General features: G+C 41.0%; 15 protein-coding genes and 1 other annotated feature. Of the genes, 3 read left to right on the forward strand and 12 right to left on the reverse strand.

Annotation, left to right across the window (positions count from 1 at the left end):
• Positions 1-29 precede the first annotated feature (29 nt).
• The 3 genes from polX to zapA all read right to left on the reverse strand — a co-directional run bounded on the left by polX (position 30) and on the right by zapA (position 2,854).
• On the reverse strand, positions 30-1,754 hold the full coding sequence (gene polX / locus LG336_RS21360) for a DNA polymerase/3'-5' exonuclease PolX (protein WP_404329484.1): 1,725 nt from the start codon (positions 1,752-1,754) through the stop codon (positions 30-32).
• 298 nt (positions 1,755-2,052) lie between these two features.
• Positions 2,053-2,586 (reverse strand): CvpA family protein, encoded by a 534-nt coding sequence (locus tag LG336_RS21365; protein ID WP_404329485.1) that lies wholly within the window; start codon positions 2,584-2,586, stop codon positions 2,053-2,055.
• Positions 2,587-2,593: 7 nt separating this feature from the next.
• Positions 2,594-2,854, reverse strand: a complete 261-nt coding sequence (gene zapA, locus LG336_RS21370) for a cell division protein ZapA (RefSeq protein WP_404333251.1) — start codon at positions 2,852-2,854, stop codon at positions 2,594-2,596.
• Between the two features lie 151 nt (positions 2,855-3,005).
• On the opposite strand from zapA, the gene rnhC reads away from it, so the two are divergent.
• On the forward strand, positions 3,006-3,935 hold the full coding sequence (gene rnhC, locus LG336_RS21375) for a ribonuclease HIII (RefSeq protein ID WP_404329486.1): 930 nt from the start codon (positions 3,006-3,008) through the stop codon (positions 3,933-3,935).
• Positions 3,936-3,981: 46 nt separating this feature from the next.
• Here the strand turns inward: rnhC and pheT are convergent, their stop codons facing one another.
• The 3 genes from pheT to LG336_RS21390 all read right to left on the reverse strand — a co-directional run bounded on the left by pheT (position 3,982) and on the right by LG336_RS21390 (position 8,567).
• Entirely contained in the window at positions 3,982-6,396 is a 2,415-nt protein-coding gene (gene pheT / locus LG336_RS21380; RefSeq protein ID WP_404329487.1) for a phenylalanine--tRNA ligase subunit beta, read from the reverse strand.
• Positions 6,397-6,414: 18 nt separating this feature from the next.
• A complete protein-coding gene (gene pheS, locus LG336_RS21385) occupies positions 6,415-7,452 on the reverse strand; it encodes a phenylalanine--tRNA ligase subunit alpha (protein WP_404329488.1) in 1,038 nt (345 codons plus the stop codon).
• Between the two features lie 50 nt (positions 7,453-7,502).
• Positions 7,503-7,746, reverse strand: a binding site (T-box leader).
• A gap of 68 nt (positions 7,747-7,814) precedes the next feature.
• Positions 7,815-8,567 carry a TrmH family RNA methyltransferase gene (locus LG336_RS21390; protein ID WP_404329489.1) on the reverse strand — a complete coding sequence of 251 codons (753 nt, stop codon included), beginning with the start codon at positions 8,565-8,567 and terminating at the stop codon, positions 7,815-7,817.
• Between the two features lie 119 nt (positions 8,568-8,686).
• Between LG336_RS21390 and sspI the strand changes: the two genes are divergently transcribed.
• The gene (sspI, locus tag LG336_RS21395; protein WP_404329490.1) at positions 8,687-8,896 is read left to right on the forward strand and encodes a small acid-soluble spore protein SspI; all 210 of its coding nucleotides are present in this window, start codon (positions 8,687-8,689) and stop codon (positions 8,894-8,896) included.
• 331 nt (positions 8,897-9,227) lie between these two features.
• Here sspI and LG336_RS21400 read toward each other — a convergent pair whose 3' ends face one another.
• Together LG336_RS21400 and LG336_RS21405 are read right to left on the reverse strand one after the other, a co-directional pair.
• Positions 9,228-10,307 carry a M42 family metallopeptidase gene (locus LG336_RS21400; protein WP_404329491.1) on the reverse strand — a complete coding sequence of 360 codons (1,080 nt, stop codon included), beginning with the start codon at positions 10,305-10,307 and terminating at the stop codon, positions 9,228-9,230.
• 73 nt (positions 10,308-10,380) lie between these two features.
• A complete protein-coding gene (locus tag LG336_RS21405) occupies positions 10,381-10,869 on the reverse strand; it encodes a dUTP diphosphatase (protein ID WP_404329492.1) in 489 nt (162 codons plus the stop codon).
• A 105-nt stretch (positions 10,870-10,974) separates the two neighbouring features.
• On the opposite strand from LG336_RS21405, the gene LG336_RS21410 reads away from it, so the two are divergent.
• Complete coding sequence (locus LG336_RS21410; protein WP_404329493.1) at positions 10,975-11,370, forward strand: sigma-w pathway protein ysdB; 396 nt, start codon at positions 10,975-10,977, stop codon at positions 11,368-11,370.
• A 490-nt stretch (positions 11,371-11,860) separates the two neighbouring features.
• On the opposite strand, the gene LG336_RS21415 is transcribed toward LG336_RS21410, so the two are convergent.
• Genes LG336_RS21415 through infC form a run of 4 tightly spaced genes read right to left on the reverse strand, consistent with a single transcriptional unit; the run spans position 11,861 to position 13,304 of the window.
• Positions 11,861-12,130, reverse strand: a complete 270-nt coding sequence (locus tag LG336_RS21415; RefSeq protein ID WP_404329494.1) for a DUF1294 domain-containing protein — start codon at positions 12,128-12,130, stop codon at positions 11,861-11,863.
• A gap of 54 nt (positions 12,131-12,184) precedes the next feature.
• Positions 12,185-12,544, reverse strand: a complete 360-nt coding sequence (gene rplT / locus LG336_RS21420; RefSeq protein ID WP_404329495.1) for a 50S ribosomal protein L20 — start codon at positions 12,542-12,544, stop codon at positions 12,185-12,187.
• Positions 12,545-12,582: 38 nt separating this feature from the next.
• The gene (rpmI, locus tag LG336_RS21425) at positions 12,583-12,783 is read right to left on the reverse strand and encodes a 50S ribosomal protein L35 (RefSeq protein WP_221875261.1); all 201 of its coding nucleotides are present in this window, start codon (positions 12,781-12,783) and stop codon (positions 12,583-12,585) included.
• A gap of 17 nt (positions 12,784-12,800) precedes the next feature.
• Positions 12,801-13,304 carry a translation initiation factor IF-3 gene (gene infC / locus LG336_RS21430; protein WP_404329496.1) on the reverse strand — a complete coding sequence of 168 codons (504 nt, stop codon included), beginning with the start codon at positions 13,302-13,304 and terminating at the stop codon, positions 12,801-12,803.
• Positions 13,305-13,391: the final 87 nt, after the last annotated feature.

Genomic DNA, 13,391 nt, shown 5'->3' on the forward strand with positions numbered 1-13,391 from the left:
ATAGCCTCCTTTTTTGCGAGGGCTCGGCTTTAGTTGTTACGATGATGAAGAAAATCAAGCAAATCCTTTAAGTCCATTGCATTTAAAACGGAACTTTCTTTGATCCATCCTTTTCTCGCTGCCGATACCCCAATACTCATATGTTCAAGTGTTTCCATCTTATGAGCATCTGTATTTATTACGATTTTAACTCCTGCTTCTTGAGCTTTGCGAAGATGTTCTGAAGCAAGATCAAGCCTATTTGGATTCGCATTTAATTCTAATGCGGTATTACTTTCCTTTGCTAACTGAATCAGCATTTCTATATCCACATCATAACCATCTCGTCTGCCAATAAGCCGGCCAGTCGGATGGGCAATGATATCAACATGAGGGTTTGTTAACGCATTTCGTAAACGTTCCATTATTTTTTCTCTCGGTTGTGAAAAAGACGAATGGATAGACGCGATTACCAAATCTAAATCCGCTAACAATTCATCGTCGAAATCTAAACTTCCATCTGGTAAAATATCCATCTCAATTCCAGTTAGAATCGTAAAATCCTCATACTTTGCATTCAGCTTCCGTACTTCATCGATTTGTTTACGAATACGCTCAGGCGTAAGTCCATTTGCTACTTTTAAATACTGGGAGTGGTCCGTTATCGCCATATACCGGTATCCACGTGCACGGCATGCTTCTGCCATATCCTCTAGCGAATGGGCACCATCACTCCAAGCTGAGTGTATATGCAAATCACCCTTTATCGCTGGTAAGGTGATTAAATTTAAGTCCTCTTTATAGTGCTCTACTTCGCTGCCATCCTCACGTAACTCAGGTGGAATAAAAGGTAAGTTGAAATGGTGATAAAAGACTTCCTCTGATTCAAAGGTAAGGACTTCCCCCGTCTCTACGTTCTCAACACCGTACTCACTAATCTTTTCACCTTTTTCCTTTGCGAGCTGTCGCATCCGGACATTATGATCCTTTGACCCTGTAAAATGGTGAAGCGCGGTACTATACTCTTCTGGTTGGACAAGGCGAAAGTCTACACTTACATCATAATCGAGTGCAAACGTAAGCGAAACCTTTGTGTCTCCAGCAGCAATAATTTCTTTAATTTTTGGCAGTTCTTCTAGCTGCTTCTTTACTTTGGTCGCATCATTCACAGCCAAGATAAAATCAAGATCTTTAATGGTTTCGCGTTGGCGACGTAGGCTCCCCGCTCGCGAATATTTTTCAATTCCATCCATCTTATCTAAATAGAGTTCAAGCTGCTCGGCTATTGGTAGCATATAGGCTAACGGCAAACGCTCTGGCCGCGTGCCAATATTGGCTAGCGCAGCGAGAATCTTTTCTTCTGATTTTTTCCCGAATCCGGCAAGCTCGCGAATTTTCCCTTCCTCACATGCCTGCTTAAGGCCATCTGCATCTTCAATTGCTAATTCCTTATGTAATTTGGAGATTTTCTTACCCCCAAGTCCTGGTACTTGAAGCAATGCGACTAGACCTTTTGGTACTTCGTCCTGAAGTTCTTTTAAAACGGTAGACGTTCCTTCTGTCATATATTCATCAATGACTGCAGCTGTCCCTTTTCCGATCCCGGGTAGGGCCGTTACTTCACCGATTTCTGCTAAACTGCGGTCATCTAATTCTAAAGCATTTGCGGCTTTTCTAAACGCAGATACTTTAAAAGGATTTTCTCCCTTTAGCTCCATATAGATCGCAATGGTTTCTAGTAGTTTGACTACATCCTTTTTATTTACTACTGACATTTTACGCACCTGCCTTTATTATTGGCTGTTAATCACTAGGATGTTGATTTCCGCTCCAGGCACGAGCGGTTCGCGGGCAGTCCGGAAGCCTCCTCGTCGCCTCGCTCCTGCGGAGTCTCCCTTGGCCTGCACTCCCGCTGGAGTCTTCGTGCCTTCCGCTCCAATCAACCGTGTTTATATATGATGGTCAAGGTACCACAGCCTTACTAGTAAAATCACTAAATCAACTCTTCATATATTTTATAGAAAATCAGCGATAAATGAAATTCAAAAGAAAAACTTCTCCACTTGAGAGAAGTTAGATTGCTTCGAACCACCATTGTTTTAGTTGTTCCGATAGTATTGGGGTATGTTTAATGATTCCACTGGCAATGATTGAGTCATTGAGTGGTCCCTGAATCATTTCAATTGGCAATAATGCCACAATATATAATAGAATAAACAGGGATAGGTATACTTCGACGATACCGAGTATGCCACCAGCCCAAACATTCAAAGTCTTTAAAACTGGTAAATTGGCAACAAAGTCAAACATGGTCCCGATAATTTGAAGGAAAATTCTTACCGCAAAAAAAATCGCGACAAATGCGATGGCGCGGTAATAAGCATCCTCTGTATTGGGATTGTCGAATATCATTTGCATATTTCCGCTTCCGAAGGTAGGATATGGAATCCACAGGGTCAGTTTTGGAGCAATCTGGTCATAATAAATATAAGCTATAATGAGAGCAATAATAAAACCAGTCATATGAATGGCTTGAAGGATAAAGCCCCTTTTTAACCCAATAAAAAAGCCAATTACTAATAAAAATAGAATAGCAAGATCAAGCATTATCGTTTCATTCCTTTAACCGTTGAATTTCTGCTTCAAGTCGTTCTACACGATCTTTCACCTTCAGATAGTCATTAACCGCGTTAACTGCTGTCAGAACAGCTAATTTATTTATATCAAGGATAGGATTCATGATGCTTATTTCCCGCATTTTATCATCAACTAAAGAGGCGACTAGCCTTACATGACTAGTACTTTCCGTTCCAACTATTGTGTATTGCTGACCATATATGTCAACAGTTGTACGCGTTTTTTTGGTGTCTGACAACATTTCCGCCTCCATTCGTAAGAATCCTATTCTATACTATAACACGAAGGAAAAAAGCTGGAAAGTCGGAAGCTGTCATTTTACGTCAAGTTTTTTGTTCTTATCTTGTTCTTGGGTTATATCCGTTCATAATTTAAAGGAGGTTCATTAATTGGGGAATTCTGTTATCAAGGCAACCACTATTGAAATCAATAAAATGAAGGAATACTATAGTCGCTTTCTAAGCGAAAAAGTGCCCCCAGGTGGGGTGTTTACTGCCAAAACACCTTCTTGTGCAATAACGGCCTATAAATCTGGAAAGGTACTATTTCAGGGAAAAGACGGCGAGATTGAGGCTGCTAAATGGGGCTCTCCAGCTGCATCTTCACAAAAGGTTGAGAAAAAAGCAGTAGCCTCCAATTTACCAGCAAACTTTCGTTCATTGTCCGTAATCGGTTCGGATGAGGTTGGAACAGGTGATTTCTTTGGGCCGATTACCGTTGTAGCAGCTTATGTGAGAAAAGAGGATATTGAGCTTTTAAAGGAACTTGGCGTTCAGGATAGTAAAAATTTGAAGGACGATAAAATCATTGAGGTGGCTAAACAACTAGTTAAATTTGTCCCTTATAGTTTACTAACCTTACATAACCCTAAATACAACAAAATGCAGGGCTCAGGCATGTCTCAGGGGAAACTAAAGGCATTGCTGCACAATCAGGCAATTCAGCATGTTTTAGATAAAATCGCTCCCGAAAAACCCGAGGCCATTCTTATTGATCAATTTGCAAAGGAAGAAATCTATTATAATTATTTAAAGGGACAACGGACGGTAGTACGCGACAAGGTCTTTTTTAGTACAAAGGGGGAGACTGTCCATTTGGCCGTTGCAGCAGCTTCCATGATTGCTCGCTATGCTTTCGTTCAACATATGGATAAATTAGGGCAAAAGGCTGGATTTGTGTTACCAAAAGGAGCAGGAGCCCAAGTAGATGTTGCCGCAGCTCGGTTAATTAAGAGCAAAGGGGCCGATTGTTTACCTGAGTTTGTAAAACTTCACTTTGCCAACACGGATAAAGCGATGAAATTGGCTAAAAAGGGCTAAAAAAGAGGGCGAACTCAAACTTTGAGTTCGCCCTCTTTCAACTAGTTTAACCCCTCAATACTGCTCCAGCCTGTTCTTCAACAGCTTTCAACACTTTTTCATGGGTTTTGGTTACATCTTCGTCTGTAAGAGTTCTTTCCGGATCGAAGTATTTCAATGAGAAGGCAATGGATTTTTTACCTGCTTCCATTCGCTCTCCTTCATACAAGTCAAACACATAAACGTCTTTCAACAGCTTGCCGCCTGTTTCTACAATGATCGATTGTAACTCAGCAGCGGATTTATTTTTATCGACCACAAGCGCAATATCTCTTGTGATTGATGGGAAACGTGGAATTGACTCATACTGAAGTGGCGCAGTGCCTGCTTCTAAAACAGTCTTCAAGTTCAATTCAAACACATAGGTTTCTTTTAAATCCATATCTTTTTGAACAGTTGGATGTACCTGCCCTACAAAACCAATTGCTGCTCCATTTAGAGTAAGCTCAGCTGTCCGTCCTGGATGCATCCCTTCTCTTTCAGCAGCACTGAAACTAATTTTATCTGCCAAGCCTAGCTTCGCAAAAAGTCCTTCGAGAATTCCTTTGATAACGTAGAAATCAACTGGCTTCTTTTCACCTTGCCACTGATGGTTTTCCCATAATCCTGTGATGGCAGCCGCTAAGTGCTCTTCTTCCTCTGGAAGATCTTCTCCATCATTTTTCAAGAACACCGCACCTGTTTCATAAACGGCTAAGCTATCATTCTGGCGTGCTGTATTATATTTCAACACCTCGAGCAATTGTGGAACAATACTTAGGCGAAGCAGGCTACGATCTTCACTCATCGGCATTGCCAACTCAACTGGCTCACGCTTCTCTAACGCAAATTGTGTTGCTTTCTCTTGGTTTGTCAGGGAATACGTAATCGCTTGGTAAAGACCAGCTCCTTCAAGATAGCGACGAACTAGACGACGCTTTAGCTGATACTCTGACAAATGACCTGGAGTTGCAGCCCCTTGCGGCAACGTTTTTGGTACATTGTCATACCCATAAAGACGAGCGACTTCCTCAATCAAGTCTTCTTCAATTGTAATGTCACCACGGCGTGTTGGAACGGTAACCGTAATAGTGCCATTATCAACTGTTGATTCAAACTGAAGACGCGTAAAAATAGCTTCTACTTCCTGCATAGTTAACTCTGTTCCAATCACACGGTTGATTTTCTCAAGCGTAACGGAAACAACTGCTGGTTCGAGTGTTAAGCTATCTGCTGTAGCTGCGCCTTCTAGAACCTCTCCACCTGCATACAAGGCCATCAATTCTGCCGCTCTCTCAGCTGCTGGACGTACGCGCGCAGGGTCGACACCTTTTTCATAACGAGAGCTTGCTTCGCTTCGTAGTCCATGGTCTTTAGATGCTTTACGAATCACTGGTCCAGTGAAATACGCTGATTCAAGTAAAACCGTTGTTGTATCTGCGTTCACCTCAGAGGTTGCTCCACCCATTACTCCTGCCAACGCAACAGGCACACTGCCATTTGTAATTACAAGATGATCTTCCGTCAACGTACGCTTAGCATCATCAAGAGTCGTGATTTCTTCCCCTTGTTTCGCACGGCGGACGAGAATTTCTTTTGAACCAAGAAGGTCATAATCAAATGCATGTAGCGGCTGACCGTATTCAAGCAAAATGTAGTTGGTAATATCCACGACATTATTATGAGGACGGATTCCAGCTGCCATTAATATTGTTTGCATCCAAAGTGGAGATGGTCCGATTTTTACATTCTTAATTACTTTAGCCGTATAAAGCGGATTATCTTCTTTGGCATCGACCATTACTTTAATGTAGTCTTCAGCCTTTTCAGTAGCAGAAGCTGTCTTTGGCTCTGGTAATTTTACGTCCCTCTCAAGGATTGCCGCTACCTCGTAGCCAACGCCAAGCATGCTTAGGCAGTCCGCACGGTTTGGTGTTAAGCCAAGCTCAAGAATTTGATCGTCCCTTCCAAGTAAAGCCAAGGCATCTTGACCAACCTCGGTATCCTCAGGGAAGTTAAAGATTCCTTCAGAGAATTCCTTTGCCACTAGCTTCGCTTCGATCCCAAGTTCTTGGAGTGAGCAAATCATCCCGTTTGATGCTTCCCCGCGAAGCTTTGCTTTTTTGATTTTAAAATTGCCCGGAAGTACGGCACCAACAGTTGCAACAGCAACCTTTTGTCCCTTCGCGACATTCGGCGCACCACAGATGATTTGAACAGGCTCTTCTTCGCCAATATCGACAAGTGTTTTGTTTAGCTTTTCTGCGTTTGGATGCTTTTCACATTCAAGCACATGGCCAACAACAATTCCTTTTAGGCCTTCGTTTAGTGTTTCGACGCCTTCAACTTCAATCCCGCTTTTGGTAATTTTCTCTCCCAATTCTTCAGCTGAAACGCCTGTTAAATCGACGTATTCCTGTAGCCATTTATATGATACAAGCATTGTTATTCCTCCTAATCCCTATTCAGTTACCGAAAATTGCTTTAAGAAACGGATGTCATTTGTATAGAAGTGGCGAATATCATCGACGCCGTATTTTAGCATCGCAATTCGTTCAGGTCCCATTCCAAATGCAAATCCTTTGTATTTTTTCGAATCGTAGCCGGCCATTTCCAATACATTTGGATGAACCATTCCTGCACCAAGAATTTCAATCCAGCCTGTTCCTTTACATGTGCTGCAGCCGTGTCCACCACACATTTTACAAGAGATATCCATTTCTACAGATGGCTCTGTGAAAGGGAAAAAGCTTGGGCGAAGACGAATTTCACGATCAGCACCGAACATTTTCTTCGCAAATACATCAAGTGTTCCTTTAAGGTCACTTAGGCGAATGTTCTCATCAATCACAAGACCTTCAATTTGCGTAAACTGGTGGGAATGCGTCGCGTCGTCATTATCGCGGCGATAAACCTTTCCTGGGCAAATGATTTTAATTGGTCCTTTGCCTTGACGTTGTTCCATCGTTCTTGCCTGTACAGGTGAAGTATGGGTACGAAGTAAAATTTCTTCTGTGATATAGAAAGAGTCTTGCATATCACGAGCCGGATGACCTTTTGGAAGGTTAAGCGCTTCGAAGTTATAATAGTCCTTCTCTACCTCTGGTCCTTCAGCAACTGTATAACCCATTCCGATAAAAAGGTCTTCAATTTCCTCAATGATTCTAGTAAGTGGGTGATGATTGCCTTCTTTTACAGGTCTGCCTGGTAAGGTTACATCAATTTTTTCAGCAGCTAGCTTTTGCTCAACAGCCGCTTTTTCAAGCGCAATTTGCTTTTCTTCAATTGAACCGGTAATCATATCGCGAACTTCATTCGCAAGCGCACCCATTTTCGGTCTTTCTTCAGGAGATAATTTCCCCATCCCCTTTAACACTTCCGTAATCGGACCTTTTTTCCCAAGATAGGAAACGCGAATATCGTTTAGTTCTTTCAAGTTCGCAGCTTGGGTAACTTTTTCAAGTGCTTCAGCCTGCAGTTCTTTTAATCGCTCCTGCATGTTTAAATCCTCCTTCAATTTTAGGCAAAATAAAAAGACTCCATCCCCAATAAAGGGACGAAGTCTGGTTTCGCGGTACCACCCTTTTTAACAGGCAATACAAATATGTATGGTCTGCTCACTTCATTCGGATAACGGCATATGCCGGTGCATCTTTACATTCCATTTGAATGGTCCCGATGCCAGCTCTGGAGGTGAATTCACATATCTGTACCATAAAAATGCTTCCAGTCTGATGGCATTTTCTCCCTTTAATGGCCTTGGACAGCTACTCTTCTCCGTCAACGCTTTTAATCATTTTTGCGTTTATTATAGTATATTCTTTCCATTGTGGCAAACCAATTCTAATAAAATTGTACTATTTAGGCGATTTTTAAATAATAAAGCAATACCCCTGTCGCAACAGCAACATTTAATGACTCACTTTTACCCAAAATCGGGATATAAAGGTTACGATCCGTTTTTTCCAACAACTCAGGGCTTACACCGCTTCCTTCATTGCCAACAAGCAAAGCAAATGCTCCACCTGCTTGTACTTCCTGAAAGGATGTTGCGTTTTCAAGTGCTGTGCCATAAATCGGCGTTGCTTGTTCCTTCAGTTTATCCACCCACACATGAAGATCATCGCTTATTACCGGTAGATGAAAATGACTTCCCTGTGCCGACCGGAGCACTTTAGGATTGTAAATATCCACGCTTCCTTTTCCTACGATGACTGCATCGACTCCAGCGGCATCTGCAGTTCGAATCATCGTACCAAGATTACCTGGGTCCTGAACAGAATCGATTAAGAGAAAGGTCTTTCCTTCTGGATTTGCAGATGATGGTTGCTGGCATACAGCAAACACTCCCTGAGTTGTTTCGGTATCAGCTAATGAACGTACAATTTCTTCGCTCACTTTAATAACAGGTACGGAACCATAGTCTAGTCCTGGAGGCAAGTCAACACTTTCCGCTAAAATGATGGTTTCAACCTCAGCCTTATTCTTCAATGCTTCTTCAACAAGATGAAAACCCTCTATTATAAAAGTTTTCGATTTATCTCGTTCTTTTTTCGTCAGTAGCTTCTTCCATTGTTTTACCTGCGGATTTGTTGCAGATTGGATGTACTTCAAACAATGACACTCCTCTTCTTTTTCATCAATTTTTTTATTATAACGTAATTTTTTTACATAATAAAAGTAATTCTGTAAATCCTATATTTAGATTAAGGTTTAGAAAGGAGTTTTTATACATGAATTTGAATTTACGCAATGCGATTATTGAAAATGTTTCTGGTAATACACAAGACGAACTAAAGGGTACAATTGTTGACGCGATTCAAAATGGGGAGGAAAAGATGCTTCCAGGTCTTGGCGTTTTGTTTGAAGTGATTTGGCAAAATGCATCCCAAGAAGATCAGCAGGAAATGCTGTCAACATTGGAGAATGGGTTAAAAAAATAGTTAAACTGTTCGCTTCCCTCGACTTTTGCCGGGGGATTTTTTATTGGGTAATGTGCGTTAAACGTGGTAGTTGATTTCCGCTCCAGGCACTTCGCTTTCCGCGGGCAGTCCAGTATCCCGGCCAGCTTAGCGCCTAGCCCTGGATACTTTAATGTGACCAAACTACAATTGAACTCAGAAAAACGGTCACATTGACGGCTTCAACGCTGTTTTTCTCCTTGACTTTATCTTGATTCACTAGTCCAGCTCCAAGCAACAGTATGTAACAACAATGTACTTTATTCAACCAATAAATACTAAAAGGGAGCCTACACTAAGCTCCCTTTTTCTATTAATCAAAGGTAATTTTATCGACTGTATCCTGATCCAAACGTTTGATGACTTCTACAATCAGCTTGACGGCATTTTCATAGTCATCGCGATGAAGAATTGCTGCATGAGAGTGAATATAGCGAGTTGCGATTGTAATCGATAGTGACGGAACTCCACGATGGGTAGTGTGGATTGCACCTGAATCTGTTCCGCCTCCAGGTATCGCATCAAATTGGTACGGGATATTAAGTTCATCTGCAACGTTTGTTACAAACTCACGTAGACCTTTATGGGATACCATACTTGCATCGTACAGAATGATTTGTGGGCCATCCCCCATTTTACTATTTGCTTCTTTTTCAGAGATACCTGGAGTGTCTCCCGCGATCCCGACATCGACTCCAAACGCAATATCTGGCTGAATCGCTTGTGCAGAAGTACGAGCTCCGCGAAGACCGACTTCCTCTTGAATCGTGCCGACTCCATAAACTGTGTTATTTAGGTTTTCATCCTTTAACTGTTTCATGACATCAATAGCTATCGCACAACCGATGCGGTTATCCCAAGCTTTTGCAAGGAGCATTTTTTCGTTGTTCATCACCGTAAATTCGAAGTAAGGAACAACCATATCTCCAGGAGTTACGCCCCAGCTCTCTGCTTCTTCACGGCTTGAAGCACCGATATCAATAAACATATCTTTAATTTCAACCGGCTTTTTCCGTGCTTCAGCAGGAAGGATATGAGGAGGCTTTGATCCAATGACGCCTGTAACGTCGCCTTTGCTAGTTACGATTGTCACGCGTTGTGCCAGCATGACTTGTGACCACCAGCCACCGACTGTCTGGAAGCGAACAAATCCTTTGTCATCAATGCGTGTGACCATGAAACCGACTTCATCTAAATGGCCAGCAACCATGATTTTAGGGCCTGTTTGACCCTTCCTTGCAATTAAGCTTCCTAGACCGTCAACGGTCAATTCATCTGCATAAGGTGCTATGTATTTGCTCATAACCTCGCGAACTTCACGCTCGTTGCCGGGAATTCCTCTGGCGTCGGTTAAATCTTTAAGCATTATTAATGTTTCATCTAATTTAGCCATTATTTCGACTCCCTTAATATGTAGTTTCGATTTTTATTATACAGAAACAGAAAGGTAAAGTACAAAAGAAGCCCTAATATCCTTTTTGCTGCCTTTCATAATTTACTTCATTTTTCTCAATATATGCCTGCTCAATTTCTTTTTCAGTAAAACCGAGCATAACCGCTAAATCTAAATAATCTCTAAACAATTTTGTGTACACTTGTGAGGTCCGGTTTACTCGAAACTCATGAATGGTACCGTATATTTTTAAAAATTGTTCAGTCACGCTGCTTTCATGATTTTTTTCGGATGGATCGTCCTTGTAACGGAAACCAGATTCTAGCCCTAATGATAAAATAAAGTGGATTCCATCTACGAATTCTTCTAAAATAACGGCTTTATCGGAAGCTGGTTTAAGGCTCCAAAATTTAAAACACCTTGTTTCATTCGCGAGTTCGCCTAGTTCCACTAATAGAGCCAGCATTTTTCGGTCAAATAAATCCTCTTCCTTTAACCCATGTTTTTCTTCAATATGTGTATCAAGAGCGTCTTGCATGTGATAAAGCTTTTCTACATTCATGTTGTTCCTCCTTTTCAAAAAAAGTATATAGGAAATTTGCGTTTAAATGAAACTATTCTACATGTAGATTCGTAAATAAGGAAAATGAGTAGTGGAGGAACATTTATGTTATGGATTTTTCGACTTCTTCTATTTGCCGCAATTATCTTCCTTCTATATAGTACAGTTCGATATTTGGTGCACCCTAAAAGGAAACTAGAGCTCGCACATGAGCAGAAGCGCTTTTATTTCCATGATGATCCCGAGAATGTCAGGAAAAATTTTCATATCACCTACAAAGGGGTTCTATTTGAAGGTGAAAAATATTTAGGAACAACCGAATATGCCTTTGAAGTCGTTTCGGTTCACCTTTGGCCAAAGAGTAATAATGCTTTAAAGGGTCTAGCCTACGAAGATTTTATTTTTATCGAGGATCAAATCCTTGAGGTCTACCCGAATGCAGAAATTAACTGGAAAAGCCCTGTGAAGGAATTCATGGACAAAAAACCAGATATGGATTAAATTCAATCACACAAAATCGTTCAGCATGTATGTAACCGCGGATTTCGAATACAAAAACTAAATTATCGCACCAATTAGCAGTCCTATTCCCAACTGATTAGACTGCTTCTTTTTTGTTGATATATATAGGGGTTCTATCTCATCCTTAATTGAGTAACCTCTGATTGTTTAAATAAGGGGAGTTTTTACCGTTAAAGCAAAGCAAAATGGTCCATTTTCATGTTTTTCGAGTAAATAGGGGGAATTTTTCCCTCTATTTACTCTATTTTTCTTGCTTTTTATTAAATAAGAGTAATTTCTCCCCTTATTTTCATGGCTTATACACTGGCAATTCTTGAAGGTTTGGAAATCATCGCTAACCCGTGCTTATCTTAGGATAAAAATGCTTGGAGCAGTTCAATGTCTCCAAGCATTTTTCTTTACTTATTTACTTTGGTGCGAATAACTACTTCAAAACAGAGCCCGTTAGCTTTTAAGCAGACGGTTTTTTCTATGCTATTGAGTCAATATATACTACCCCTATTAAATGAAGAAACACAATCAAAGGCAATCCATATTTAAACTGCAGATGTTTCGTTTTGTGACGAAAGTATAGCATTCCTGCTGTTACGCCAACAGATCCACCAAAGATAGCCAACATCCACAGTGTTCTTTCACTAATGCGATACTGCCTCTTTCTCGCTTTGCTTTTATCTACACCCATTATAATAAATCCTACTAGATTTATAGTTAAAAGGAACACCACAAACTCTAACCTCATCCCAAACATCCCCCATGAGAAAAAGCCATCCCGATGGAATGGCTTTTTACATTCTTACTTATTGTATTGAGCTTTTGCAACATCAGCTAATTGAGTAAATGCTTTTTCATCAGAAATAGCAAGCTCAGCTAGCATTTTACGGTTTACTTCAACACCTGCAAGCTTAAGACCGTGCATTAAACGGCTATAAGAAAGACCGTTCAAACGAGCAGCTGCATTGATACGAGTAATCCATAGCTTACGGAAATCGCGCTTCTTCTGGCGACGATCACGATAAGCATATTGTAATGATTTCATTACCTGCTGATTTGCAACTTTATATAATGTATGTTTTGAACCGTAATAACCTTTTGCTAATTTAAGAACCTTTTTACGACGCTTGCGCGTAACTGTACCGCCTTTAACACGTGGCATGTAATTTCCCTCCTATATAAATCGAGCTGTCTCGATGATTACTTAATGTTGTCTAATAGGTGACGGATACGTTTGAAATCACCTTTTGAAACCATTGCACCCTTGCGAAGCTTACGCTTTTGCTTTTGGGATTTGTTTGCGAACATATGGCTAGTAAAAGCGTGGGAACGCTTGAGTTTGCCTGATCCTGTCTTCTTGAAACGCTTTGCAGCGCCACGGTGAGTTTTCATTTTTGGCATTAGGGACTTCCTCCTTGTTACTTTTCGTTTTTAGGGGCTAAAACCAGAAACATGCTGCGTCCGTCCATCTTTGGATGGGACTCGACTGTAGCAACATCCTTGCATGCTTGAGAGAAACGATCTAAAACACGCTGACCAATTTCTTTGTGAGTAATTGCACGACCTTTGAATCGAATCGATGCTTTTACTTTATCGCCTTTTTCCAAGAATTTGATTGCATTACGTAACTTAGTGTTAAAGTCATGCTCATCAATTGTTGGGCTCAGACGCACTTCTTTAGTGGTAATGATTTTTTGATTTTTACGTGCTTCTTTGTCTTTCTTTTGTTGCTCGAATTTAAATTTACCATAGTCCATGATCCGGGCTACAGGTGGTTTCGCATTCGGTGCCACAAGGACAACATCAAGATTTACACGAGAAGCAATTTCCAGTGCTTCAATTTTACTTTTGATTCCTAGCTGATCGCCATTTTGGTCAATAAGACGAAGTTCACGGGCACGGATGCCCTCGTTTAACAGCATATCTTTGCTAATAGTTAGCCACCTCCAGGTTTTATCGGAATACATAGTTTGGGCAAAGAATAATCGCATGGGCTATAGTCAGGCTCC

It is taken from the genome of Mesobacillus maritimus (assembly GCF_044803185.1).
GTDB classification, from domain to species: Bacteria; Bacillota; Bacilli; order Bacillales; family Cytobacillaceae; genus Mesobacillus_B; species Mesobacillus_B maritimus_B.